The following is a 25,319-nucleotide window of genomic DNA, read 5'->3' on the forward strand; positions in this document are numbered from 1 at the left end:
ACGGAAACGAGAAAGGCAAAACAACGGACGGTGGCAGGCTTTAGGGGCGACCACTATCCTCTACGCATGAACCAACCCAATGAAAATCCATCACGAGACGATATCGCCGCCGAGTACTTTGACCTGTTGAAGTTTGACCCGTACCCGGTTCAAGAAGAAGCACTGCTATCGTACTTTGCCGGCGATCCAGATCGTGGCGATCAAGGAGTGCTCGTTTGCGCGCCCACGGGAACTGGGAAAACGCTGATTGCGGAAGCCGCCGTCTACGAAGCGCTGCGTACCGGCAAGAAGATGTACTACACCACGCCATTGATCGCACTGACCGATCAAAAACTGGAAGAGCTCCGGCTGTCGGCGGTTCGATGGGGATTCTCGGCGGACCAGGTGGGCCTTGTCACGGGAAATCGCAAGGTCAACGGTGATGCACCCGTGTTGGTCGTCGTTGCCGAAATTCTGCTCAACCGTTTGCTCAATCCTGAAGCGTTTGACTTCACTGATGTAACGTCGGTGGTGATGGATGAATTTCACTCCTTCAACGATGTTCAGCGAGGCATCGTTTGGGAGTTGACGTTGGGGCTATTGCCCGCCCACGTGCGAACGTTGTTGTTGTCCGCCACAGTTGGCAACTCGATGGAGTTCACGTCGTGGATGTCACGTAGTCTCAATCGCCGTTTGCAACTTGTCGTCGGCACCGAACGAAAAGTGCCGCTTGAATATTCATGGATCGATGACGAACTTCTGCCCGAGTTTGCTGAACGCATTGCCGCTGGTGATGAAACGGTCCGTCAAACACCGGCCTTGATGTTCTGTTTTTCAAGAGCCCAATGTTGGACCACGGCGGAGTTGCTTAAAGGAAAGTCGGTCATCGACAAGGTTCGTCAAAAGCAAATCGTTGACTACCTCGAGACGATCGACATGAGTGAAGGCGCGGGCCCGAAGTTGAAAGCGATTTTGATGCGGGGCGTTGGGGTTCACCATGCGGGCGTCTTGCCCCGATACCGCCGAGTCGTCGAAGACTTGTTTCAACGAAAGCTATTGGCATTTTGCGTGTGCACCGAAACGCTTGCTGCGGGAATCAATCTGCCTGCACGAAGCGTGGTGCTTCCCAGTTTGTTGAAAGGCCCTAAGGACAAGAAAAAGCTGGTCGAGATTGCGTCGGCCCAGCAGATCTTTGGTCGCGCCGGACGGCCACAGTTTGATGATCGCGGTTACGTGTTCGCGCTCGCTCATGAAGACGATGTAAAGCTCAATCGTTGGCGAGAGAAATACGATTCGATTCCTGAGGACACCAAAGACCCAGGATTGATGAAAGCCAAGAAGCAGCTCAAAAAGAAAATGCCCAAACGGCGAGCCGGTGAAACGTATTGGACCGAAGCTCAATTTGAACAATTGCGAAATGCGGATTCGGCGGACTTGTCCAGTCGCGGTCGTTTGCCCTGGCGTTTGCTGGCTTACCTGTTCGGACGCGATCCCCATGTTGCACCCATTCGCGAACTCGTTGGCAAACGCCTGCTCAACCAAAAAGGACTCGAAGAAGCGCAACGCGATCTGAACCGGATGCTGATCACGTTTTGGACGGCCGGCTACATCGAACTCGACCCTAAGCCTCGTGCCGCCGCGGCAACCAAAGGTCCGCCAAAGAAAGGCGACTTCAAAGGTGGCAAGTCCGAAGAGGAACGGCAAGGAACCGGCGGATTGTTCGGCGAGATCTTGGATCAGATGAAAACTGACCAGCCCGATAGCGTTTCAGCCGAAGAACCCGAAGATCCGAGCGACCCGCTGTTGATCGAGAGCCGAGGTTACGAAGTCGATGACTACAAACCCGATACCGCAACACCTACGGATCGACTGCAACGGCTAGTGCATTTGCGAAGCATCCAACCGTTGTTTGGTGTTTACGTGGCCGACCAAATCGCCATCGCTGATCCGCTTGAACGGATTGCGGTGTTGGAAAGTGTGTTGGAAGTTCCCGGCAGTGTGGCGAAGCATTGTCGAATGCCAAAGATTGACGAAATGCCAGCGGGGTCATTGGCGACGTTGCGTTTGGATCCGCAACTCTTGCAACTTGGACTCGCCACCAGTGAAGAATTGGGAGCCCAAGGCGGCGAGGAAGAAGAGGTCAAGGATCGCGGGTTCGGTCGAGTGATGTTCGAGGAACCTCGCGTCTGGCCGCTGACGATCGGCGAGAAGATCTTGCGGCTCTTCAAGCATGAGTTCCCTCGCGTGCATGACGTTCGCGTGACGCCCGTTTGGATTGTGGGCGAACTGGCGGAATTTGGTTTCGACTTCAACAAGTATGTCACCGCACGTAAGCTGCAAAAAGAAGAAGGCATTCTGTTTCGACACTGCTTGCGAATGATTTTGCTGCTCGACGAAATGGCCAACGTGCCTCCGTTTGAAACCACGGTTGAGACTTGGGAAGATCCGCTCGATGACTTGGCCGATCAACTGACCCGTTGCTGCCGAAAGATCGACCCTCAAAGCACCGACGAGATACTCGCCGATCCAGAAGTGAAGGAAGAGATCGAGCTGATTGAAAAAGGTCGGCGAAATTCGTGACCGGCCGTATCGCGATTCAGCGCTGTGAGATATCGGTGAGTGCGGCCCTTGAGGCGAGAACACAGCACCAAGAGCAGTCGATGCAAAATCAATGACTCGGACTTGTTGACCTTGTCCCAACGCAGCACTTCGATTCAACCGTGACGAAATGTTGCGTTTCGTCCGCCCTTGTTCGACGCTTCTTGTGCCAATGAAAGTGCACGGAACGAAACCGATCTAAGGACGATGAGTTTTCCGGCCCTTCGCCCGCAGTAACCTCTTTACGATGTTCACTATGTCAAAATCCGCGTATTCCGTTTTCCTGGTGGTGCTGGCGATGTGGTTGGTTCGCATCGTCGATGCAATCATCCCCGCTGACTTGAACACCTGGGGGCTCATCCCGCGAACGTTGACGGGGTTGATCGGGATTCCTCTTTCGCCATTTCTGCATGGTGGATTCGGGCATCTGATTTCGAACACCATTCCCTTGGTGATCTTGTTGATGCTGACGATCTCATCTCGCCATCGTCCGTGGCCGGTGATCATCGCCATCACACTTGGTGGCGGATCGTTGTTATGGATCGTGGGACGAAACGCCAGCCACGTTGGCGCCAGCGGACTTGTCTTTGGTTTGATCGCCTATCTGATCACCGTTGGCTTTCGCGAAAAGCAAATGGTCTCACTCGGCATCGCCGTGCTCGTTGGCTTCCTCTTTGGTGGAACACTTCTCAGCGGCGTCGTTCCCGTCTTCACTTCTCCGGTTTCTTGGGAAGGGCATTTGTGCGGTGCGGTGGCCGGTCTGGTTGTTGGTTACGTTACCACCGAAAAGACGCGATCGTTCTTCTAGTCGCCTGGTAACGAATGGTTCGTCACGTTGAAGCTAACAGTGTCGATAAGATGGCACCCGATCGGTGGGGTGACTGTTGGGTCACCATGCGGAGGCAAAACGCGGACGTTGAAATCGATGCGCTAAATTGCGATCCCATTCTGCCGATTGTTGGACGTGTGACTTGCTTGAATAAAAAGTCAGTTTCAACCTGATGCTAATTTTGAGCACATCAAGTTTAAGGGTCCGATGTTTTAAGGGCCGAGGGGGATGATTGAAACTCGGCGTGGGCAGAGGCAAATTGATGAGGGAGGGATGCGATCGGCATTGGGGCACAAAGCCGATTCATCCCTCCCCTTCAATCTACCAGCTTCGACGACAGGGGGCATTTTGCGAAGCTGGGTGCGCTGTTGCGAAACTCTACTGGCTTACATCGCAAGTTGACGAACCATTCTGGTTCGAAAGCGGATTTGACGGACAAGAACACCCATCCGTGGTAAGCATTCTTTCGGTTACACCGGTCACGCCAATTGGCTCAGTGATTCGAGGTGTGTTACTTGATCAACCGCTAGCGGACTGCACCTAGTCGGCAATCATCCTTCCACACCGATCGCACAGTAGTCGCAGCGCATTAGTCGCCGCACAGCAATCAGCACGCAGCAATCAGCGCGCAAGTTATTCGCGGCGTGGGCTCTGTGATCAAAGCGACCCGACCTTCATCACTGTGATGATGTCACCACAGGTTGCTTTCTTCACCCCTGCGGAGACCCAGCCATGCGATTCTTGCGTTTAAGCTCGTCGCGACACTCACTCGTTCCCCTCACGCTCGTTGCGTTCATTGCACTGGCATCATCATCGGTCGCCCGACCCAACAGCGCCGAAGGGGCGGGGCTACTCGTTGCCGACGGTGGGTTCGGCGGCGTCTTGGAAATCAAGAACCAAGACGTTCGAGTGACCATCAATAATCAAATCGCTGTGACGCAAGTGGATCAAACGTTCGTTAACACCGAAGACCGCATCGTCGAAGCTTTGTATACGTTCCCAGTACCCTCGGGTGCCAGCGTTTCCAACTTCAGCATGTGGATCGAGGGCAAAGAAATGATCGGCGAAGTTGTCGAGAAAGCCCGCGCCCGCGAAATCTATGATTCGTACAAGAAAGTGCGTCGCGATCCCGGGCTACTCGAACAGGTCGACTACAAACAATTCGAAATGCGGATCTTCCCCATTGCGGCCGGCGCCGAACAACGAGTCCGCATTGAGTACTACCAAGAACTCAATCTCGACCACGACTGGGCGACATACATCTATCCGTTGGCGACCGCCACCGCAGGCCGTCCGATCGACACAAAAGTTCAAGGTCGTTTCTCGATCAACGTTGAAGTGCTCAGCGAAGTACCGATCAAAGAACTCACCAGCGAATCGCACGCCGACGACTTCGTGGTCGTTAACCACACCCAAGACTACGCTCAAGCATCACTGGAACTTGGCGAAGGAGACCTTTCTCGCGACGTGGTGATGGCGTTCCAGACCAAGCGACCTCGAACCGGAGTCGATGTTGTTACCTCGCGGCCGCAGGGCGAAGACGGGTACTTTATGATGACCGTCACTCCCGGCGAAGATCTCAGCGACACCAGCGAGCCGATGGACTATGTGTTCTTGCTCGATATCTCGGGATCCATGGCGTACGACGAAAAACTTGCGATCAGTCGCCGCAGCATCGTTGCGTTCATCGAATCACTCGCCCCCGAAGACCGCTTCGAGTGCCTGGCCTTCAACTTGGCACCGACCCCGCTGTTCCAGGAATCGCGTTTTGCCACTCCGGAAAACCTAAACGAGGCAGCGGAGTTCTTTGCATCCCAGCGTGCTCGCGGTGGCACGGTTCTCGGTCCGGCGCTGCGAGCCGCGTATGGATACCGCGATTCGGATCGACCTTTGAACGTGGTGCTGCTGAGTGATGGAATGACGGAGGCAGGCGAGCAGAGTGAATTATTGAACTTGATAAGCTCGCGTCCCGACGCAGTGCGAGTGTTCTGTGTGGGCGTGGGCAACGAAGTGAACCGACCGCTGCTGCAGCAAATGGCGACGAAGGCGGGTGGGCTGGCCTCGTTCGTTTCCACCGAAGACTCCTTCGCACGGCAAGCTCACCTGATGCGTCAAAAGCTGATTCGTCCCGCCATTGGTAACCTGTCAGTGTCATTTGCTGGCGATAAGATCACCGAAGTCGAGCCCGCGAATTTGGGTAACCTTTTCTACGGAACACCACTTCGTTTGCTCGGACGCTACGCCGATGGCGGGCCCGTGGAGGTCACGTTGCGAGGCGAGATTCAAGGCAGCCCATGGGAACAAACCGTGAACATCGAATTGCCCACAAAGGACGAAGGCCATTCTCCTATCGAACGCATCTGGGCACTGCGGCGGGTGTCTCGATTGCTTGGCCAAGAACGTGAAACGAAAGCCAACCACCAAGCCGAGATCGTCCGTTTGTGCGAAGGCTATTCCATTGTCTCTCCCTACGCTTCGATGCTGGTTCTCGAGAACGACCGTGAGTACAAGCGTTGGAAAATCGAACAAAGAAACGCCACGCGGATCACTCGAGATCGAGCTTCACGCGAACAACTCGATAGGAAACTCGCTTCGTTAAGAGAAAGGAACCAATACCAACTCACATCCGCACCCCAACCCAACAAAGCACTCGGGAACGCAGGCACAGACACCAGTTCGGTATCGCCTGATCAAACGTCGTCCAACGCGGCACCGCAGTCGTCTTCTCCCAATGCACCCCGCAGCGTCGACTTCGACTTTTCACCCAATCGTGGCGGTGGCGGAGGAGGCGGCGGTGCCATTGATCCTATCACTGCCACGATCGCCCTAACGACCGCCGGCGCTGCTGCACTCGCACGACGTCGCAAGAAGTTGGCTTAGCCAGCGACCCGTTGAGCGTCACTCAACCCGCATGCTTGGCACTGCCTCGCATCACCCTTCCCGCAAGCAGCGGGAGGGTGCAAGAGCGTGCAGGAAGTTACTGCAGCGTGCAGGAAGTTACTTCAGGGTGCAGGGACTTACAGCAGGTTACCGCAGGATGCAAAAAGATGATGAAGTACCGACGGAATCGAACGGTGCCGAGCCAAGTATTTGTTTCACTCTAACTTTACTGAACACGATTACCATGTTTCGTCGTTATCCGGTCACGATCTTCATTGTCCTGCTGTCGATCATCACCGCAGGCATCCCGGCTCTCGCGCCCGCCTTGCAGCTCGACTTTGCTCTCGTCGCCGACGGTCAATGGTGGCGGCTGATCACTGGTCACTTTACTCATCACGGATTCAGCCATCTGTTTTGGGACCTGATCATGTTCGCCGTGTTGTCGGCAGCCTGCGAACATCGTCATCGCAAACACTACCTCATTACCATGTTGGTCAGCCTACTGGGCATCTCAGCCGCGATCGCTGTGTTTTGCCCGACGATCGAAACCTATCGAGGCTTGTCGGGAATCGACACCGGCCTATTTGTTTGGTTCATTCTCGACCAAGCTCGCGACGCCTTCCGTGGTGGCAATCGAACGATGTGTGCTGTATCCGCAATGGCGGTCATCGCGCTACTGGGCAAACTCATCTACGAACTTCAAACCGGCGGCACGCTGTTTGTGGAAAGCGACACCTTCACACCGCTGGTTCAATCCCACCTAGCCGGCGCGTTCACCGGCGCAATCAGTTTTGCCCTGTCGTGCATCCACCGTTCACCCACCCGCCATGCCCTCGCTTCGGACTCACGACCTTCGCGATCGCGTGCTCATCACCGTACGCGCACACCCATCAATTCCCCAATTGTCGGCCCCATCACGAATCGTTAACCTAGAGCCCATCCCAAGAGAGTCCCAACCGGGAAGCAACTCGGGCGATTAGCTCAGCTGGTTAGAGCGCTACGTTCACACCGTAGAGGTCACAGATTCGAATTCTGTATCGCCCATCCCGCCGCTTTGCTCCGAGTGGAGCAAAGGGGGCGGAAGTGGAAATGAGCCCGCGTTTGGCGGGCTTTTCTTTTGGACGTGCTCTTGCCGTCCATTCGCGGTCGCTACGGTCTGCTTAGCATTTTGCTTCGCATCTGCTTCGGATTCTGCTTCGCTTTTTTCATCTGCGTTTTCGGGCATCGCACCTGACGGTTTGAGCGCGGCGTCCTCGAAGACTTCCTTGCGTGCCATCGCGTAGTGCTTCATCGCGACGGGAACACTATTACCGAGCCAGCTCGAAACATCCTTTGCGGGATAGAGTGCCAGGAGCTCGGTCTCGCGGGAGGCCCGAAGATTCTGAAACAGCTTTGGCCATGCCTCGTGGCCAGCCCGTTCGATAATCGCAATGAACATGGTTCGCAGGTTCGATGATTTGCCGCATCGCGGGACAACGAATTCGTCGCCCTTCTCGGCAAGTGCGTCCAAATCCTCAAGATATGGACGAAGTTCGGGAAACATCGGACATGCTCGGCGGCCACCGGAAAAACGCTTCGCGGGGGTCAGGCTAGGTTTTCGGTTTTCGTCGTGTTAGACTGGTGGGCATTGCTTCTCGGTAAACCCGTTTGTGAGTACCTGCCATGGCGAGACAACTTCGCGTTCAGTTTCCTGGTGCGATCTACCATGTTGTGACTCGTGGCGATGGCCGCCGCCAGATTTTCCACGATGATGGTCACTATGATCGACTCACTCGCGGGCTCAAGGATGAAGTCACACGCAGTGGGTGGAAAGTGCTTTCGTACTGTTGGATGCCAAACCATATCCACTTGCTGGTTCAGACGCCCGAACCAAATCTTGCTAGCGGCATGCAGCACTGGTTGTCTGGTTATGCGAATTGGTATTCCAAACGAAATCAGCGTGTGGGGCACTTGTTTCAAGGCCGCTACAAATCGTTCTTGGTCGAAGACGCCGGATATCTCTGGTCGCTCAGTCGGTACATTCACCTGAACCCCTGCAATGGCACGCGACCTCTGGCCCAGGATCTCGCGCAGTGGACGCATAGCAGCTATCCCGGCTACGCTCGTAAAACATCGCAAGTTGATTGGGTTCAGTATGATGAGCTCCACACCTACTGGCTTGCCCAAAATGGTGGAAAAGATCCAGCTGCAGCGTATCGCCAGTATGTTAAGGCCGGACGAAACACTGCCGAGAATCCGCTTGCGAGTGCGCTTGGCGGGTGGGTGCTCGGTAGTGAGTCGTTCTTGAAAAAAGCAATCGCACTTGCCCAGTCCGACGATGACCAGAAGCGGCAGCGGACCACGCGTCGGCTCAAGGCAGTCACGGCAGAGCAGATCATCGAGGAAACGGCGTTTTATTACGATGTATCACCACAAGAGTATGTTGGCTTTCGTAGTCTGGCTCCCGGGCGAGAACTTGCGGCTCTCTTGTGTCGACGCTGGACCGGCGAAACGATCGCTAGTCTCTCTAGGCGATTCGGTTTGGCGCACCCCGACAGCGCGTCCAACCTCGTTCGACGAGCAAAAGTCAGGATAGAAAATTCAAAGCAGTTTCGCAAAGCAATCGAAGACATCGAGTACAACTTAGGCCTGAAAACCGAAAACCTAACCTGACCCCGGTAAGGTTCCCCGCTTGCAGAAATGCCCAGGACGCCACACGGCTATCGTGTGGCGTTTTTTTGTGGTCGCTTGCCTCTGGTTGTACTAAATCGTTGTGATGAGCAAATATTGCCATCATCAATCACTTTTATCTTGTTCTGACGCTGTCCACTTGAAGGTTAATGTAGCGTCAGAAAAGGAAAGGCGAGAGCGTAAAGACGTTGGCGGCCATCCGTCAGGGATGTTTAGCAGGCTGCGAATGGCATTCACAACCGCTCCTTCGAGTGGAATCAAGTATGAATGAACCAAGGCTTGGTCATCAGAAGACAAGTCTAACGCTCCATGCAAAATTGTGTTTCTTAGTTTCCACACCTTTTTCCAATCGCTAACGGTCCAATTCAAAACATCGCAAACGAAGTGACGCAGCGATCCTTGACCGCTTCCGACCCATTCAGTAGATCCACCGCATTTAGGACATTCGTGCATAGCTGAATGGCATTTGGAGCATGTCCAATGTCGGGGCGCTGGTTTACGAAGAAGGTGCGATAATGCCTCGAACGCGAGTATCAGGCATGTGAACTCGTGAATCGGGTCGCTTGCGACATGGCTATTCTGTAGCCATCTCAAACTTCTTTGCAGTCGCTCTGTCCCTTCAGTGAGTAGTTGATCGGGAACCAAGAAATCGGTTAGTGCCTGGGCGTGATCCATGGTCACTACGCAGTTGTCTTCCATTGCCTTTCTTTCGCCGTTTGTGGCAACAATTGTCGTGTACTGCTTACCAGGCTCAGGAGTTTCTGGGGCGTTCGTAAGCGCTCCGTACGTTTCTATTTCAACAGCGATTGAACCAAGAAACGACAATCGCGCTGTGAACTCTTCGAGTTTTCGTCGCGCTCTTTGCTCCGCTTCCTTCTCTGATGTTGCGTCAAAGATGATCGTAACGGTGTACTTCCAAGATGGATTGGACCATCCATTCCATTCTTGCTCTGACGGGTCGATCCGTTCCGGCTTACTAATGAAAATCCTGGGGTGGTTTTCAATCTCACTCCTGAGGTCGAAGCCGTATGATTCATCGACAAGTAGTACACCGCTACGGATAGTTGACGTTAGCTTCCAGGATTCGTTCATCAGGGCAATTCAATCAGACAGTGTCAACGCTAAGTCGGGTAACGTCAGGGTAAGCGCGCCAAGACGAAGGGCGCATAAGCAGACGTGAACAGGATTTGTGGCACTGGGGCATAATAACGCAGCCACGAATACTCCGGAATGACGCATTTGCTTGCAGTGACCGTTGCAAGGCGGTAAGCTGCGTGTGACATCGAACACGTTGTTTCCTTCGTAAATCACGGACTCAAAACGATGGCGAGTGAAAACGCCGTAAATCACGGTCGTTTTTCACACCGTAGAGGTCACAGATTCGAATTCTGTATCGCCCATCATCAGAAACCCTGCAGGCGTCATTGCTGTGCGGCGTTTTTTGCGACGTCAACAAAGGTGTCCGGTCAACAAAGGTGTCCGACACCTTTCCCAAACGACTCACCTACTTAGCGACTTTACGTTGAACAACGGCCCCGGATTGTCTGTCGGCAATATTGCCGGCGTCGATCAGATGGTGGGTACCATTCAGGCATCTAATGCCGCTGCACTCGGACTCGGCTCTCCCGGAATCCGTACGATCGCGTTAGATGGTTACACGCTCACCAATGTAACTGCGGTGCCAGAGCCAAGTTCAGTGGCTGTCTTGCTTACCCTGGCTATTGGCAGATTAATCGTTCGTCGAAAGCGTTAGAAAGTTCGCTTCCCGAGAAACTACAGAACGTCGTTGTCACGAGCTGGCAACGGCTTTTTTTAGTAGGTGTACCGTCGGCAATAGTCGCCAAGAAGTCCGCGCCGAATTATCAAAGCTTGTCGCTGAATGAATTTCTCAACATTTCAAACGCAATAACGCACGCACCGCTCGCGTGATTGCGGGTGAGTTTTTCGACGCGAAAGGACCTGCGGTGATCTTCACACCACTTAATGTTTGGGATCTGCAAATCCGCGAAGGGAGTAAGTCGGAGCTGACGGTCAGGGGCCATTCGTCATGAACACTCGCGACGAAATTCACAAAAGTGATACGTGACAATCAAGCTGGCAAGATGGGGCGTCTTGCCCAGTGAAGCGAATTTCGTGCCAGGAGCTCTGCGGTCGGATACATAGATCCGCTGCCTCAGAATTTTTAAATTCAGTGCGATCACCGAGCCCTTAAAAAATGGTTGCGATGGGAGGCGATCCATGGCGGGCGAGCCTTTTTCCGTGATCAGCCGTTTGCAGAGCTGGCGATATCGTGTATCGCAGATATACGATAAAGGGACGGTGGTGTGGTTAAGGAATGGTCAACTAAACCCTGTCGTTCCATTCCACTCCACTCCACTCCGGTGCGGCTGAAGGCTGATTCGACGACCGAGTGTTTTGGCAAACTTGCGCGGGTGATTGCAGTCAGGCTGGGGGGCAAAGCATTCGGTTGTAGATCGGGTGACAACAAAACGCTTTTGACAGAGCTGGGACCGCATTTTTTTGTTTCGTATTATCGTTTAGCGGCGATAGGCGATTGGTTTTTAATTACGGAGAGACGCGAAGATGAATTACCCTGATACGTGCCCGATGGACAAACCTGGAATCGGTTTTTTTGAGCGCTATCTGACCGTTTGGGTAGGACTTTGCATCGTCGCGGGGATTGCCTTGGGCAAAGTCGCTCCTGGAGTTGCGAGGTCGCTCGATGGCATGGCGATTTACGTGAACGACGCACCGGTGATTTCGATTCCGATCGCGATCTGTCTGTTCTTCATGATGTACCCGATCATGGTCAAGATCGACTTCGGCGAAGTCGTGAAAGCTGGTCGGTCGATTCGGCCCGTGGGTTTGACGCTGTTGATCAACTGGGCGATCAAGCCGTTCACGATGTACGCAATCGCCAGTTTTTTCCTGGGGACGTTGTTTTTAGGTTTCATTGGCCCGGATGCCGTTGACTACGTGAAGGCTCCGTTGGGTAGCAACCTTGAAGTCGGAGCGACCTATGGGGCTGGTGAAGTGGTGCTGATCGATGGCGTGAAAATGTTGCAGGTCCCGCTTTGGCGGAGCTATTTGGCCGGGTGCATCTTGCTCGGCATCGCTCCTTGCACGGCGATGGTTTTGGTTTGGGGGTTCTTGGCGAAAGGCAACGACGGACACACGTTGGTGATGGTCGCGATCAATTCGCTCACGATGCTCGTTTTGTACGGTGTCCTCGGTGGGTTCCTTCTTGGGGTCGGCCAGCTTCCGGTACCTTGGCAAGCGTTGCTGTTGTCGATCGGTGTCTACGTAGCGTTGCCCTTGGTTGCAGGTTACCTGTCACGCAAATGGCTAATCGCGACCAAAGGCGAAGACTGGTTCCGCGACAAGTTCTTGCATTTCCTGACACCCGTTACGATCACCGCGCTGTTGGCAACCTTGGTCCTGCTGTTTTCATTCAAAGGCGAAACGATTGTTGAAAACCCGTTGACCATTCTGTGGATCGCAATTCCGTTGACGATTCAGACGTTGGTGATCTTTGCACTTGGCTACGGCGTCAGCAAAGCGATGGGTTTCACCTACGAGTCTGCTGCACCGACGGCAATGATCGGTGCATCGAATCACTTCGAAGTGGCAATCGCGACAGCAACGATGTTGTACGGATTGTCGTCGGGCGCTGCTCTTGCAACCGTGGTGGGCGTGTTGATCGAGGTGCCCTTGATGCTGGGTTTGGTCAAGTTTTGTCTTAAGACGAAGGATTGGTTCCCCGCTGAAACGTCTGGTTCCAGCGTTGATGACGTTCCCGTCTCGGTTGAAAAGGAACCTGTCACATGAACGCAATCGAGCACCAAGAGTGCTTCGGGACAATGTTTCCTCACTCAATCGGCATCGGTGAGCAATCTGGAAAAGTCTTCTCAGTACGCGTCGATGCTCCCGCAGGGATGATGCGTGCCCACGTGAATACCAGGGCAGACATTCAGCAATGGGACGAGTGCCGAAGGTGTCCCGAATTTGAAAGCTGTTATCAACTTTGCATGGCGAAGATAGCTTTGGAAACAGCCGTCGCGGCGAGCCATTGACCGGCGAAGTATTGACTGATGAACAACTGACCCGTGAAGTATTGACCGGCGACGTATCGACCGGGGAACTACTTCGCTATGAGGCGTACCGCTGACGAGGTGGTCGTCATGACAATCAACCCGCACTGCGATTGAGCGTCAGTCCCGATGAGCAACTTGCTTAGGTTGTTGCACTTGTACAATGGAAACTGATGAGTTGTGAATGGTGCCCGCGGTTTGAGTGATAACCCCGGGGCCTTCTTTTAGCGATGCAAGTGATTCAAGGGAGACGTTCAGGTGCGTGTGGTGGAGATTACCGAGAGTGGTGGCCCGAACGTATTGCAAGTTCGTGAGCGTCCCGTTCCCAAGGCGGGTGACGGTGAAGTGGTGTTGCGGATTGCCTATGCCGGGGTGAATCGTCCTGATGCACTTCAGCGCGCTGGGATGTACGATCCACCGCCACAAGCGAGCGATTTGCCCGGGCTCGAAGCGTCCGGTGAGGTGGTGCAGGTGGGCAAGGGCGTTTCCCAGTGGTCAGTGGGCGATCGCGTTTGCGCTTTGTTGCCCGGTGGTGGTTACGCCCAGTATGCCGCGACTCCAGTAGTTCATTGCCTGCCGATTCCGAAGGGGATGAGCATGAGGTCGGCCGCATGCTTGCCGGAAACGTTCTTCACGGTTTGGTCCAATGTGTTCATGCGAGGTGGTTTGCGAAAGGGAGAAAAGTTTCTGGTGCACGGTGGCGCCGGAGGAATTGGGACCACGGCGATCCAGCTAGCCAAGGCGATGCATGCGACCGTATTCGCGACCGCCAGCACCGAGGCCAAACGTCAAACCTGCCGCGACTTGGGAGCTGATTTAGCGATCGACTACACGCAGCAGGACTTTGTTGAGATTGTTCGTGGGCAAGGAGGTGCCGATGTCATTCTCGACATGGTAGGCGGTGACTACATTCCAAGAAACTTGAAGGCGTTGGCCGAGGATGGTCGACTCGTTCAAATCGCTTTCTTGAGCGGAGCCAAGGTCGAGTTGAACTTCGCGTCGCTGATGATGCGTCGTTTGACGATCACGGGAAGTACGCTTCGCCCGCAGTCAGACAATGCAAAGAGCGAGATTGCCAATCAATTGTTAACGCACGTTTGGCCGCTTCTTGATGCGGGGGAAATTGCACCGGTCATGGACCGTGAGTTTGATCTGTCGCAGGCCGCTGACGCTCACCGGTACTTGGAGAGCAACGAGCACATCGGCAAGATCGTTTTGCATGTGTTTGGCGAAAGCGAATCCCAGTGAATCGATCTGAAGCCTGCACGTGCGTCGGGGCTACGGATTGGTGAACCCATGCGTATCAGACACGGAGTCAGAATCCACGGTGTAAGTTCACCACCAGACTGCACATCATTGCTTGCTATTGGAAGCTTTGAGTCGACCGGACAGCATGTTCCATAGGGGATTGGGATGGCGGTGAACCAACGAATCGTGCGATTGGCCTGCCTCGCGGCTTTCCCAATAACCCTCGCCGAGTGGTTCCGTACCGAGTTCGTAATCCATGCCGTCCCAGGTACCCGAACGGAACGAATAGAAGGCCCAATGCCAGCCCTGATTTTCGATAGCGTCCAGGGTGTCGCTCAGGTACTGGTGGGCGCCGCCGACTCTTCGATTGCAGCCCACTTCGCCAACAAGGATTCGGTTCGCGGGAACGTCGTGTTCGGTCGCCCATCGGGTCACGGCATTCATCCGAGACTCAAATTCATCCCTTTCCCATCGGACTGTCTCGCCAGTCCAACCGACAGGCATTCGGTCGGGATAGTGAAATCGCCCTTGGTTGATTCGAAATGTGGTGTAGTTCCACGGCTCGTAGAAGTGAAACGAATACAAAAGGTTCGGAGCGTCGATCCGTTCCATTGAAGTCATTCCTTCCGGGTGAGCGTGGAAGCAGCAATCAAGAACAATCGGGGTCTTCGAATCGACGCTGCGAATGGCGGTCACAGCGTTGCGGTAAAAGTGGTTCAGGTCAGCGACGGTGCCAGCGATTTGTTGTCGCCACTGCATAAATTCTGCCGTCGGTCGCTCGTGTTCATGTTCGCGTTCGGGCGCCGGTTCGTTCAGGATGTTGTAGCCCACAATGGCTGGATGATCCTTCAGTTCGGTCGCTAGCTTGGTCCAAAACTCAATCGCTTGATCTTGATACTTTTGATCATGCCAGAGGCGATAGTCGAATTGGCCGTCGTTTTTTTGTCGGGTGCGGCAACCGGGCACGCTAAACATCGACAACACAATTTGGACATCGTGTTTCGCGGCGCGATCGAGCACTTTGCGCAAGCGGTCCATGTCCTGTTCTGGAATTCCGTTCCAATCGTCCGCATCACCGATCAAAAAATCTCGCCCCACGGGTGTCATTTCCGTGACTTGCAATCGCATGAACTCGATGCCTTGTTGTGACGCATCGTTAAACCACTCATCAGTGGCATCGGCGCCGTCTCCGTTGGCCCCACGACGTTGATGATCCCAATAGTCCATCGGGTCGGATGCCTGAGCCACGTTCGCAACGCAGAGCATTGCCGCCAAAAGGAAGTACTTCATCGTTCACCTTATTTTGGGATAGCGAATCCCCGATCGTATTGCCGCGGAAGGTGTGTTGTCAAATTTTGGAACGGGCAAATCGCATTGTCAGATGAATCGCGAGTCCGAACCAGGCTACGATTTCGTCGATGACTCCGTTCAAAATGGGCACATCACCACATCAATCAACGCCGCATATCCTCTATCATACGCGTGTCGAACGATCGCCTCATTCGCTAGGCAAGAACGTATAAAACGCGTGATTCACGCAACCGAACTCAACCTAAAACCTGGATGGATTAATGAAGTCGCGACTCATGTTGGCTCATGGCTTTGCCCTGTTGACGATCTTGTCGGCAATGACAGCTTCAAACGCGGATGACACATTCGGCCAATCCATCGTGTTGCCGCAGAACCCAAACGCATGGATCAATAGTGGTCCAATCTCGACACAAGCGATGGCTGGCAAATCGGTGGTGTTGTATTTCTTTGAAGAGGGCTGCCCGCGCTGTCGCGAAAACTGGCCTGCGGTCGAAGCGGCGGTCATGCAGAATCAAACGAAGCCCGTGATGTTGATCGCCGTCAATTCAGGTTCCTCACCCGCCGAGGTGGCTCAGTATGTCAAACGCAATCGGTTGAAGATTCCGGTCATCATTGATCAAGACCGTTCGTTAGAAAAGCAAGCGGGCGTCGGTACCATTAGCTTGAACAACATCTTTCAAGCCTACTTGATTGATGGGGAAGGAAACTCGAGGCGAATGAGTGGCGGCGACATTCCAGCCGCGATGCAAGCCGCTGCTCAGACCGCGTCTTGGAATGTTGACCCCGTTGGAATTCCGCCAACGATGATTCCTTTATGGCGGCAAATCGAGTTTGGCAACTATGCGCCGGCCGCCAAAAGCTTGACGCGATTTCGACGCGATCGCAAACCCGATGTCAAAGCTGCGGCCGAAAGACTGCAGAGCTACGTGGACGATAAGATTGCCATCGCGTTAAGCGAAGCCGAATCCGCCGTCGCGGCGGATGATTCTTGGTTGGCCTTTAAGAAGTACGAAGAAGTGAATGAGCATTTCGCTGGGTATGAGTTGCCTGATGTGGTTGACTCGGAACTGAACCGTTTGGCTGACGACGGACTGGTCGCGAAGGAACTTGCCGGTCGAAAGTTGTGGCGTCTGGCGCAAAGCATCATCGAGTCAGGTCGAGCCAAACCGGCTCGCGTTACCGCGATGATGAGCAAAATTATCAAGGACCACCCTGGCACCGAGGCTGCTCGGATGGCAGCAGATATTCAGTAGCAACCAGTCTGGCTTTGGCTTGGGCAACTGAGTTGTCACGCGATAGTTTGCTGTTTCTTGTTGACTCAATCGAGAATTACTGGTATCGTTAATCGTAGATAGACGATAGGTGGGTTAATGACAAAGCAAATTGGTCTCAAAAAGAAGTGCGATACGACGCCGGTGAAGCTGAAGGCGGATCCGACGGCTGAAGATTTCGCAAAGCTGGCTTGGGCAATCGCTCATCCGGCTCGCGTGCAGATTGTTCGGCTGTTGATTGGCCGCAAAGCCTGCGTGTGCGGTGAGATCGTGGACTGCTTACCGTTAGCTCAATCGACGGTTTCCCAGCACTTGAAGATCTTGAAGGAGTCTGGGTTAATTCAAGGGGAAGTCGATGGGCCGAAGGTATGCTACTGCATTAACCCCAAGCGGCTCGAACAGTTAAAGGCATTCGTAGCGGGGCTGTGAATGTCCGTTTTTTTGAATACGGCTATCGTGAATCGGCGATGGGCGATAGGTGGATTGAAGGCTCGTTTCTAAACAAGGGAAAACGATGACAAAGATTGAAATTTACGACAAGGCGATGTGTTGCTCGACGGGCGTGTGTGGGCCACAAGTTGATCCGGTGTTGCCAAAGTTTGCTGCAGACCTGGATTGGTTGAAAGGCCAAGGCCACGAAGTCAATCGTTACAACCTGGCCCAAGAACCCGCAGCGTTCGCCAATAACGCGGTCGTGCAGCAGATGCTCGCCGATGAAGGTGTCGAATGCCTCCCGTTGGTGTTGGTTGACGGTCGCGTGGTCAGTCGTAGCGAATACCCTTCCCGCGAAAACCTAGCCCTGTGGTCTGGAACCTCAGTCAAGCCAAAGGTCAGCTTGCCAACAGCCACGAATTCGGGCTGTTGCGGTGGAAGCACGGGGTGTTGCTAAAACCCTGGGACGCTCAGGTTCAATCGGTCGATTGAGTCTGATCAACAAAGTTTGACGGTCCAGGATGTTGGCGGCGTTAAGGCCATCAATTCAGTAACGGCCATCGCCTCGGTCGCGGCTAGCTTAGCCGCGACAGACCGCGTTTAACTACTCGATTACGTTTCAATGGACTCATGCGATGCAATTCTTGAAAGCTCCGACACGAAACTTGTTCTTTACCGGAAAAGGCGGTGTTGGGAAAACGTCGATGGCGTGCGCGACGGCGGTACAGTTGGCTGACCGTGGATTGCGAGTGCTGTTGGTGTCCACTGACCCCGCGTCGAATTTAGACGAGGTGCTAGGCACCAAGCTAAGCAGCGACGCCACGCCCGTTGAATCAGTCCCGCATTTGTACGCCATGAACCTGGACCCCGAAGCGGCCGCGTCGGAGTATCGCGAACGAATGGTGGGCCCGTATCGTGGCGTGTTGCCTGACGCGGCGGTGCAAAGCATGGAGGAACAGTTTTCGGGTTCCTGCACGCTTGAGATCGCGGCGTTCGATGAGTTTTCGAAGTTGCTCGGCGACCCTAGTGCTACCGCTGAGTTCGATCACGTCATTTTTGACACCGCGCCGACCGGACATACGCTGCGTTTGTTGACACTGCCTTCGGCATGGTCGGGGTACATCGAAAACAATACGACGGGGACGTCATGTTTGGGTCCGCTAGCGGGACTTCAAGCTCAAGCGTTGGTCTACCAACAAACGGTGGAAGCCCTCGCGGATTCCGGTGCGACAACGTTAGTGCTGGTGACTCGCGCCGATGCAGCGGCGTTTCGCGAGGCTGCTCGCACGAGCGTTGAATTGCAAAGCCTTGGCGTCAACAATCAACACCTGATCGTCAACGGCGTTTTTAAGTCTGAATCGCAAGACGATGCGATTGCAACCGCGATGCAGCAGCGCGGTGATGTTGCCCTGTCGCAGATTCCCGATGCAATTGGGCAGCTAGACCGGACGATCATTCCGTGGACCTGGAATGGTTTGATGGGGATCGACGCGTTACGGCAAGTCGGCAAGCCAGCGGTGACTCAAGGAAGCGAAGACGATGATCTTTCCTGGACTGATTCGTACCCGGATGGGCTTGGGTCGTTGATCGACGACTTGGCGGCAGTGGGGCACGGCGTGATCCTGGCCATGGGCAAAGGTGGCGTTGGCAAGACGACCGTCGCGGCCGCGGTCGCTGTGGCCCTGGCTGAGCGTGGATTCGACGTTCACCTTTCCACCACCGACCCGGCGGCTCATGTCACGGCCACCATTGCCGCCGAGGAATTGGCGGGGCTGAGCGTCGGGCGTATCGATCCAGCAAGAGAAACCGCTGAGTACTCTGAAGAAGTGATGAGGACTGCGGCCGTTGGTTTGGATGAAGCGGGAAGGGCTCTGCTCGAGGAAGACCTGCGATCGCCTTGCACCGAAGAAATCGCCGTGTTCCGTGCCTTTGCCCGAGCGGTAGCGGAAGGGGAGGATCGCTTCGTCGTGTTGGACACGGCACCAACCGGGCACACGGTCTTATTGCTTGATTCGGCACTCGCCTACCATCGCGAAGTCACACGGCAATCAAGCGGGATGTCAGAGTCCGTGGAAAACTTATTGCCCCGTTTGCGAGACCCCGAGTTCACGCGAGTGCTGGTGGTGACCCTGCCCGAGGCAACTCCGGTTCACGAAGCAGCCAAATTGCAGCAAGATTTGCGACGAGCCCAAATCGAACCGTTTGCCTGGGTCATCAACCAAAGTCTTGTGCCGTTGCAAGTGAGTGATTCGGCGCTGCGTCATCGGCAGCAACACGAATTGCGATTTATCGATGAGGTACGATCATCGCTGGCGAAACGCGTTGCGTTGATTCCTTGGCAGATAGAGTCGCCGGTGGGCCTTGCCGGACTGCGTCGCGTAGTCGGAACGGACTCGTCGCTAACGTCCTAATTGTTTTCTACATTTGACAACAACTTGATGGAAGAAGAATGAGTAAGAAAAAGGTTTTGTTTCTCTGCACCGGCAATTCCTGTCGTAGCCAGATGGCCGAAGGCTGGACGCGTCACGTACATGACGAAGCGATCGAGGCCTACTCGGCCGGGATCGAAGCCCATGGATTGAATCCCAATGCCGCGCACGTGATGAAAGAGGCGGGAGTCGATATTTCCGACCAGGCGTCGAAGCTTGCCGATTCACTTGAGGACATTGCGCTCGACTTGGTGGTAACCGTTTGCGGTCATGCTGACGAAAACTGCCCGACGTTTCTAACCAAGGCGAAGGTGGTACACGTTGGGTTCGACGATCCACCGAAGCTCGCCAAGGATGCCGCTAGCGAGGACGAAGCGCTCGACCACTACCGACGGGTGCGTGATGAGATTCAACACTTCGTTGTCGAAAAGCTACCTGACCTGTTGCTCTAGGTCGCCAGCGACATCAGCACCCCGCAGCGTCCGTCGTCGCAACAACAACCCGACCAAAGCGAATGCGCAACACCCTTTCCCTCGTTCGGTCGGTTCTCAAGCAATTACCCACACAACGCTTCGCAATCGGTGCCGTTTTCGCTTTGGAAACGTGTGATTCATGGGGTGCTAGTCCCAGCCCCGATCGCTTCCCCGAGCGAGTTCTCAGCGCAAGATCGGTGACGTAGAAAGATTCGATCGGTTGAACCGCAATTTGCTTGACAACCGGTTGTCTGTGTTAATACATTGGCATGTGTTAATGTGTTGACACAGGAGGCCGTTGTCGATGGCAAAGAAAAGTCGAAAGGTTGAGCCGCCCAAGCTGGGTGCTCGCGAGCGTCAAATTATGGACGCGGTTTACCACGTTGGCTGCGCTTCGGTGTCGGACGTGCGGTCGCTGCTGAAGGATCCGCCGAGCTATTCTTCGGTTCGCACAATGATGGGGCTTTTGGAATCCAAAGGCTATCTACGTCGTCATCGTGATGGAATACGTCACCGCTATTCTGCGACCAAATCGCGTGAAAGTGCTGGACGAAATGCGATCGCTCATTTGAAGTCGACGTTCTTCGATGGATCGGTCAGCAAAATGTTCGCCGCATTACTGGACGAATCATCGTCTCAGCTAACGGACCAGGAACTTGCTCAACTGCAGCAAGCCATCGACAAAGCTCGCGAAGAGGGAGCCTAGCATGATGTGGCAATCATTCCTCGTTGATGTCGCCCTGAAGTCGTTTGTAGTGATGCTTGTTGTCGCGATACTCGCAAGTCTCTGTGGACGCCTATCTGCTGCAATCCGACACCGAATGTGGACGCTTGGAATTGTGAGCGTTTTGTTGCTCCCTTGGTTTAGTGCCCTGCTTCCGACGTTTCAGCTCGCTCTTTTACCAGTCCAGGAAGGATCACACCCGGATTCGATAATCCAAACGGCCTTCGTGCAGGGAAACTCAACGATCGGGGTTTCAGGTCAAGAAGTTCCCAATCAACCGAGGTTGAAGAACACAGCCTCAGCTCTTAACACTTCGGTCAACCGTTCGCCTTCACGATCGAACTTGTCCGACCATCGTGCAGACCAAATTGGTTGGGATAGTTCAGTGATGGCGTCTGATCCCGGTCGATCTGGTTTTGGTTCTGGTTGGACTGAGCCAGCAGAGTTCAACTCCGTGGTCTCAAGCGAAACGACTGATTCGAATCTTTGGATGTCTTGGTTGATGGGAGCTTGGGCACTCGGGACCTTCACCTTGATCGTCCCGTGGTTGTTTCGGAGCTTGCGGACAAGATGTTGGATCGCCAGTGGCGTGGCAGTGAGTAGGCCAAAAGTAACGTCACTTCACGAACATATTTGCTGCAGTTTGGCTGTGCGGGGGCCGGTTCCTTTGCTGCGTTGCTCCGACCTAGCGATGCCGTGTGCGGCTGGCTGGTTCCGGCCGGTCGTCATGCTGCCAGATTCAGCGATGGATTGGCCTACCGAACGTTTGCGACCGGTGCTGCTGCACGAATTGGCCCATGTTCTCCGTCGTGATCTACTCATTCAGTCCTTGGCTGAAGTAGGTCGTGCTTGCTATTGGTTCAATCCGCTCGTTTGGTTGGCGGTATCTCGATTGCGTTTGGAACGCGAGCGGGCTTGTGACGATCACGTGCTGCAATCGGGTTTCGCAGCGACGGATTATGCGCAAGTACTGCTTGACGTCGCTAAAGATTACCGGCGTTCCCAGCGTAGCGTCGGATTAGCGATGGCTCGCCCAAAGGACTTGGCGTGTCGCTTGCAATCGTTACTCGACCAGACACGATCACACATTCCATTGAGTCGTTCGGCATCCATAGGAATGCTAGTGGTCGTAATGTCGGTCAGCGGAATGACGTCGGCTCTTCGTTTGGTCGCGCGAGCGCAAGAGGATTCAGCGGAGCGATCCTTTGAGGTGCTTGGTGGTGATAAGGAGGGCCTTGATTGGATTGAAGGAACGGGCGCGTCTCTAAGGATGCGCGTGCGAGGCCACGTGGTCGATTCGCTTGGCCAACCCGTGACTGAACCGGAGGTTGAGGTCGCGCTGAAGGTTGGTAGCGAAAGTATTGATATTCAACCGGCCATTCGCGGAAACGCATTCGAAGTTTGGGTACCGGCAAACGGTTCGAACTGGCAAGGGATCAATATCCAGTGTTCGCAGGGCAATCTGTTGTCGTCCCAGTTCTATCGACGTCACGAACTCCGGCAAATTGCTGTCAATCCGTTGCGATTTGAACTTCACTCTCCCGATCGCTCGGTATCGATTCATGTGACTCATGAAGGTGCACCCGTTGCGAATGCCAAAGTAAAAGCAATCCTCAGTGATGCACGTATTGCAAAGGCGAAAACAGACGAGCGAGGCGTGGTGAACATTGATCTGTATGGTGAAGAACAATTACGCACATTGACCGCTTGGACAATCGGGGAATCAGAAAACGCCGTCAATGCTGCAACCAATGACCTGCTAATTGGTGGCTATCAATTTCATCAGCAACCAATCCGCGATCGTGACGCCGCGGTCCAAACCATCGAAATGTTTCGTTGCCGCGAACAACGTGTCCGCATAGTCGACGAGGAAGGCGAACCGGTCCAAGGGGTTCGGTTTCAAATGCAAATTGCCACACCGCAGCCGTACTTTAACTATCTCGGCATCGTTGATGACCAGATCTTAACGACTAACGCTAGTGGCGAAGGCATCGTCCGTTGGTATCCCGATTGGCCAGAAGTGCACAGCTATGTGGAGCTCATAGGTGACCGATGGTCACTTTCGCAAAAAGGTCAGTGGGTCAGCGAAACGCTGCAGGTGGCGGTCAAGCCACGAGCGAAACGAGAACGAGTCAGGGGAAGAGTCACGCCAGGGCCGTTGCCAATCGACCAAGCTCGCTTGACCGGAATCTCGGTGTATGCGTTTAGTTATCAGGGGGACGAAGAATCTCGCATTGAATCGCAACGGGCATTCACCGATCGAGATGGCCAGTTTTGGATTGACTCTTTACCAGGATCGACGTATTCGATCTTTGTCGATTCGCCCGATTTGGTAAGTCGACACACGGACGTCGTACTGTTCGATTCGGCGACCAATCAAGCGAACTCACCGACGGTGGTACTTCAACAAGGTGTTCTAGTAACTGTCAAACTAACCTCTGGACCGAATCGGCTTCCAATCGTCAACGAGATCGTACGATTCCACTCGGACCACTCGTTCGAGTTCGTTAAAGATGACCGACAAACGACTGGTCGGGCGAGTCGCGATTTGGCAGTGGTCACTGGAGACGACGGGGTTGCCACTGCTCTGTTTCCTGAGGGAATGGTTGAAGTCGCTGTGATGCAATCAGACTGGCAGACTACTAGGACCATCGAAGTTACCGGCGGTGGCGATAATTCGATCACGATTCATCGCGATATCGTGGAGGGGCACGAAGTGGTCGGTGGTGTCGTAATGTCCAAGGGCGACCTTGAAGATCCGTTTTATCAAGGAAGGCAATGTACGCTTGCCATGGGATCGCTCGATGGAAAAGCACGAGACATAAAGACGATCAAAACAGATGCTGGTGGTCGATTCGCGTTTTCGACAGTCGCCAGCAAGTTAGGAATCCTAGCGATCACCGAGGATCAAAAGTATTCAGGACACGTGATCACGAAGAGTCTGACAGACCCCATCGAGATCGTATTGCGACCTACGCAATCGTATACGGCAACTCTCGTTGATGTCGATGGAAACGTGATCGCAAATCGCAACGTGGCCGCGAGGATTCAGATGAAGGACATCCAAGAGGTTGAAAAAGTCAGTGCAAGGGGGCGCATCGACTATCCATCGTCGTTCTTAGCTTTCAACAAGCGAGGTGAAACAAATGACAAAGGTGAGGTGACCTTCTCAGGCTTGCCAACTCGACTGCCCATTTCTTTTTACTCAGAGGGACAAGAGTGGCCGGTGGGCGACGCGTACTTGGAACCAGGTGAGCAGCGGAAACGGGCGACTTGGAAATTTGAACGTGTCGACGCAAAAAAATCCGTAGCGACAACGTCGAACATCGAGCGTTGGGAAAATACGCTGCGAAACGGCCAACTGGGAGGCTATCACTCGTTGCTGGTCGTACAAAACAATTCGAACGAGGTCGAGCGATTCGTCAGCGATTATCTGACGCGTGCGCGCAAAATGCCAATTGCGGCTCGTTTCATGACGATGACGTACGACACGGGAACCGGGGATGCTGAATTTGAGTCCAAGTTAAGCGTCAAGAAGCCGAGCGATGGCGCTGTGACTGTGATTGCTTACAACCTCGCCGGATCCGAAGTCGACCGCATAACGTTTGTGGTGAATGATGCAAATAGCGTTAAGCACTTGGACAAATTTCTAAATGCGAATGCCCCGGCGACCATGAACGTGCAAGAAGCTTGGGATCAGGCATTTGCTCTGGCGAAGCGAACGGATCGTCGAGTCTGGGTGCGAATTGGTGGCCGATACTGTGCCCCGTGCTACACCTTGTCGCGATTGCTGGACGAACATTCGCAATCGTTGAGTCAGGATTTTGTGATGTTAAAGCTCGACGATGCTGATCGCACCAGCCAGCCGGAAATCTTCGATCGCCTGTTGCAGCAAGCGTGGCCCGGTATCCCATTTCATGTGATCTTTGATGCCAACGGCAAGCGGCTTATCGATAGCAATGGGCCGATGGGGAATATCGGATCACCATCTAGTTTTGAAGGTGTCAAGCACTTCTCAAGGATGCTTGAAGTCGGTCGTCGGCGAATGACGGACAAAGAAATCAACGCTTTGATTTCTAGCATCGAACGATCTTGATCGCATGATCAGCGATGCGGGCAAAGAGTTGGCTTTGCGATGCGGTGACGGGGGTTGAAGGGTTCCGTTAGATGAATGCTCGTTGCTCGTTGCGATGTGGCTGGTGTGGAGCTTTGGTCGCTCGGCGAATCTTGTTGTCGCCCGCCTGATCTATGAGAACAAGTTGTGCGAAAAGGCGGTCGCGGCACCTCCGTTTGAAGGTCCGACGAGATACCGTACACTTTTCGAGGGAACGATGGGGCGAAGGTTGTGACTGTGGCGATGGTGTGCCTGGGCAAACTTTCATGA

General features: G+C 54.1%; 18 protein-coding genes and 1 tRNA gene. 17 read left to right on the top strand and 2 right to left on the bottom strand.

Going from position 1 to position 25,319, the window contains the following annotated elements; translation table 11 throughout:
• Window positions 1–66 precede the first annotated feature (66 nt).
• The 6 genes from Pla22_RS13850 (at window position 67) to Pla22_RS13875 (ending at window position 8,938) form a co-directional block, all read left to right on the top strand.
• A complete protein-coding gene (locus Pla22_RS13850) occupies window positions 67–2,559 on the top strand; it encodes a DEAD/DEAH box helicase (RefSeq protein WP_146515450.1) in 2,493 nt (830 codons plus the stop codon).
• Window positions 2,560–2,833: 274 nt separating this feature from the next.
• Complete coding sequence (locus Pla22_RS13855) at window positions 2,834–3,385, top strand: rhomboid family intramembrane serine protease (protein ID WP_242632059.1); 552 nt, start codon at window positions 2,834–2,836, stop codon at window positions 3,383–3,385.
• Window positions 3,386–4,138: 753 nt separating this feature from the next.
• Window positions 4,139–6,286, top strand: a complete 2,148-nt coding sequence (gene mprA / locus Pla22_RS13860; RefSeq protein WP_146515452.1) for an MprA protease, GlyGly-CTERM protein-sorting domain-containing form — start codon at window positions 4,139–4,141, stop codon at window positions 6,284–6,286.
• A gap of 244 nt (window positions 6,287–6,530) precedes the next feature.
• The gene (rrtA, locus tag Pla22_RS13865; RefSeq protein WP_165440662.1) at window positions 6,531–7,214 is read left to right on the top strand and encodes a rhombosortase; all 684 of its coding nucleotides are present in this window, start codon (window positions 6,531–6,533) and stop codon (window positions 7,212–7,214) included.
• Window positions 7,215–7,256: 42 nt separating this feature from the next.
• Window positions 7,257–7,330: transfer RNA gene (locus Pla22_RS13870), tRNA-Val, on the top strand.
• 618 nt (window positions 7,331–7,948) lie between these two features.
• Complete coding sequence (locus Pla22_RS13875) at window positions 7,949–8,938, top strand: transposase (protein WP_146515454.1); 990 nt, start codon at window positions 7,949–7,951, stop codon at window positions 8,936–8,938.
• 123 nt (window positions 8,939–9,061) lie between these two features.
• Here Pla22_RS13875 and Pla22_RS26045 read toward each other — a convergent pair whose 3' ends face one another.
• Window positions 9,062–10,048 (bottom strand): hypothetical protein, encoded by a 987-nt coding sequence (locus tag Pla22_RS26045; RefSeq protein ID WP_242632060.1) that lies wholly within the window; start codon window positions 10,046–10,048, stop codon window positions 9,062–9,064.
• A 430-nt stretch (window positions 10,049–10,478) separates the two neighbouring features.
• Between Pla22_RS26045 and Pla22_RS13885 the strand changes: the two genes are divergently transcribed.
• The 4 genes from Pla22_RS13885 to Pla22_RS13900 all read left to right on the top strand — a co-directional run bounded on the left by Pla22_RS13885 (window position 10,479) and on the right by Pla22_RS13900 (window position 14,295).
• Complete coding sequence (locus Pla22_RS13885) at window positions 10,479–10,709, top strand: PEP-CTERM sorting domain-containing protein (protein ID WP_146515455.1); 231 nt, start codon at window positions 10,479–10,481, stop codon at window positions 10,707–10,709.
• An 830-nt stretch (window positions 10,710–11,539) separates the two neighbouring features.
• Entirely contained in the window at window positions 11,540–12,784 is a 1,245-nt protein-coding gene (arsB, locus tag Pla22_RS13890) for an ACR3 family arsenite efflux transporter (protein WP_146515456.1), read from the top strand.
• Window positions 12,785–12,980: 196 nt separating this feature from the next.
• Window positions 12,981–13,124: a hypothetical protein gene (locus Pla22_RS25235; protein WP_165440663.1), complete on the top strand. Its 144-nt coding sequence runs from the start codon at window positions 12,981–12,983 to the stop codon at window positions 13,122–13,124.
• Window positions 13,125–13,305: 181 nt separating this feature from the next.
• On the top strand, window positions 13,306–14,295 hold the full coding sequence (locus Pla22_RS13900) for an NAD(P)H-quinone oxidoreductase (RefSeq protein WP_146515458.1): 990 nt from the start codon (window positions 13,306–13,308) through the stop codon (window positions 14,293–14,295).
• A gap of 105 nt (window positions 14,296–14,400) precedes the next feature.
• Here the strand turns inward: Pla22_RS13900 and Pla22_RS13905 are convergent, their stop codons facing one another.
• Window positions 14,401–15,585, bottom strand: a complete 1,185-nt coding sequence (locus tag Pla22_RS13905) for a glycoside hydrolase family 5 protein (RefSeq protein ID WP_146515459.1) — start codon at window positions 15,583–15,585, stop codon at window positions 14,401–14,403.
• A gap of 281 nt (window positions 15,586–15,866) precedes the next feature.
• Between Pla22_RS13905 and Pla22_RS13910 the strand changes: the two genes are divergently transcribed.
• From Pla22_RS13910 to Pla22_RS13940, 7 genes are all read left to right on the top strand, one after another.
• Window positions 15,867–16,859 (top strand): TlpA disulfide reductase family protein, encoded by a 993-nt coding sequence (locus Pla22_RS13910; protein ID WP_146515460.1) that lies wholly within the window; start codon window positions 15,867–15,869, stop codon window positions 16,857–16,859.
• Between the two features lie 117 nt (window positions 16,860–16,976).
• The gene (locus Pla22_RS13915) at window positions 16,977–17,306 is read left to right on the top strand and encodes an ArsR/SmtB family transcription factor (RefSeq protein WP_207310385.1); all 330 of its coding nucleotides are present in this window, start codon (window positions 16,977–16,979) and stop codon (window positions 17,304–17,306) included.
• 85 nt (window positions 17,307–17,391) lie between these two features.
• Window positions 17,392–17,766: an arsenite efflux transporter metallochaperone ArsD gene (arsD, locus tag Pla22_RS13920; RefSeq protein WP_146515461.1), complete on the top strand. Its 375-nt coding sequence runs from the start codon at window positions 17,392–17,394 to the stop codon at window positions 17,764–17,766.
• Window positions 17,767–17,944: 178 nt separating this feature from the next.
• Complete coding sequence (gene arsA, locus Pla22_RS13925; protein WP_146515462.1) at window positions 17,945–19,720, top strand: arsenical pump-driving ATPase; 1,776 nt, start codon at window positions 17,945–17,947, stop codon at window positions 19,718–19,720.
• A gap of 38 nt (window positions 19,721–19,758) precedes the next feature.
• A complete protein-coding gene (locus Pla22_RS13930; protein ID WP_146515463.1) occupies window positions 19,759–20,190 on the top strand; it encodes an arsenate reductase ArsC in 432 nt (143 codons plus the stop codon).
• Between the two features lie 325 nt (window positions 20,191–20,515).
• On the top strand, window positions 20,516–20,917 hold the full coding sequence (locus Pla22_RS13935; protein ID WP_146515464.1) for a BlaI/MecI/CopY family transcriptional regulator: 402 nt from the start codon (window positions 20,516–20,518) through the stop codon (window positions 20,915–20,917).
• A 4-nt stretch (window positions 20,918–20,921) separates the two neighbouring features.
• Window positions 20,922–25,031, top strand: a complete 4,110-nt coding sequence (locus tag Pla22_RS13940; protein ID WP_390620289.1) for a M56 family metallopeptidase — start codon at window positions 20,922–20,924, stop codon at window positions 25,029–25,031.
• Window positions 25,032–25,319: the final 288 nt, after the last annotated feature.

Source organism: Rubripirellula amarantea, assembly GCF_007859865.1.
Classification (GTDB): domain Bacteria; phylum Planctomycetota; class Planctomycetia; order Pirellulales; family Pirellulaceae; genus Rubripirellula; species Rubripirellula amarantea.

Excerpts from the sequence above, each read along its gene's own strand:
- Pla22_RS13850 (WP_146515450.1), top strand. The coding sequence starts at position 67 with ATGAACCAACCCAATGAAAATCCATCACGAGACGATATCGCCGCCGAG.
- Pla22_RS13855 (WP_242632059.1), top strand. The coding sequence starts at position 2,834 with ATGTCAAAATCCGCGTATTCCGTTTTCCTGGTGGTGCTGGCGATGTGG.
- mprA (WP_146515452.1), top strand. The coding sequence starts at position 4,139 with ATGCGATTCTTGCGTTTAAGCTCGTCGCGACACTCACTCGTTCCCCTC.
- rrtA (WP_165440662.1), top strand. The coding sequence starts at position 6,531 with ATGTTTCGTCGTTATCCGGTCACGATCTTCATTGTCCTGCTGTCGATC.
- Pla22_RS13875 (WP_146515454.1), top strand. The coding sequence starts at position 7,949 with ATGGCGAGACAACTTCGCGTTCAGTTTCCTGGTGCGATCTACCATGTT.
- Pla22_RS26045 (WP_242632060.1), bottom strand. The coding sequence starts at position 10,048 with ATGAACGAATCCTGGAAGCTAACGTCAACTATCCGTAGCGGTGTACTA.
- arsB (WP_146515456.1), top strand. The coding sequence starts at position 11,540 with ATGAATTACCCTGATACGTGCCCGATGGACAAACCTGGAATCGGTTTT.
- Pla22_RS13905 (WP_146515459.1), bottom strand. The coding sequence starts at position 15,585 with ATGAAGTACTTCCTTTTGGCGGCAATGCTCTGCGTTGCGAACGTGGCT.
- Pla22_RS13910 (WP_146515460.1), top strand. The coding sequence starts at position 15,867 with ATGAAGTCGCGACTCATGTTGGCTCATGGCTTTGCCCTGTTGACGATC.
- Pla22_RS13915 (WP_207310385.1), top strand. The coding sequence starts at position 16,977 with ATGACAAAGCAAATTGGTCTCAAAAAGAAGTGCGATACGACGCCGGTG.
- arsD (WP_146515461.1), top strand. The coding sequence starts at position 17,392 with ATGACAAAGATTGAAATTTACGACAAGGCGATGTGTTGCTCGACGGGC.
- arsA (WP_146515462.1), top strand. The coding sequence starts at position 17,945 with ATGCAATTCTTGAAAGCTCCGACACGAAACTTGTTCTTTACCGGAAAA.
- Pla22_RS13930 (WP_146515463.1), top strand. The coding sequence starts at position 19,759 with ATGAGTAAGAAAAAGGTTTTGTTTCTCTGCACCGGCAATTCCTGTCGT.
- Pla22_RS13935 (WP_146515464.1), top strand. The coding sequence starts at position 20,516 with ATGGCAAAGAAAAGTCGAAAGGTTGAGCCGCCCAAGCTGGGTGCTCGC.
- Pla22_RS13940 (WP_390620289.1), top strand. The coding sequence starts at position 20,922 with ATGTGGCAATCATTCCTCGTTGATGTCGCCCTGAAGTCGTTTGTAGTG.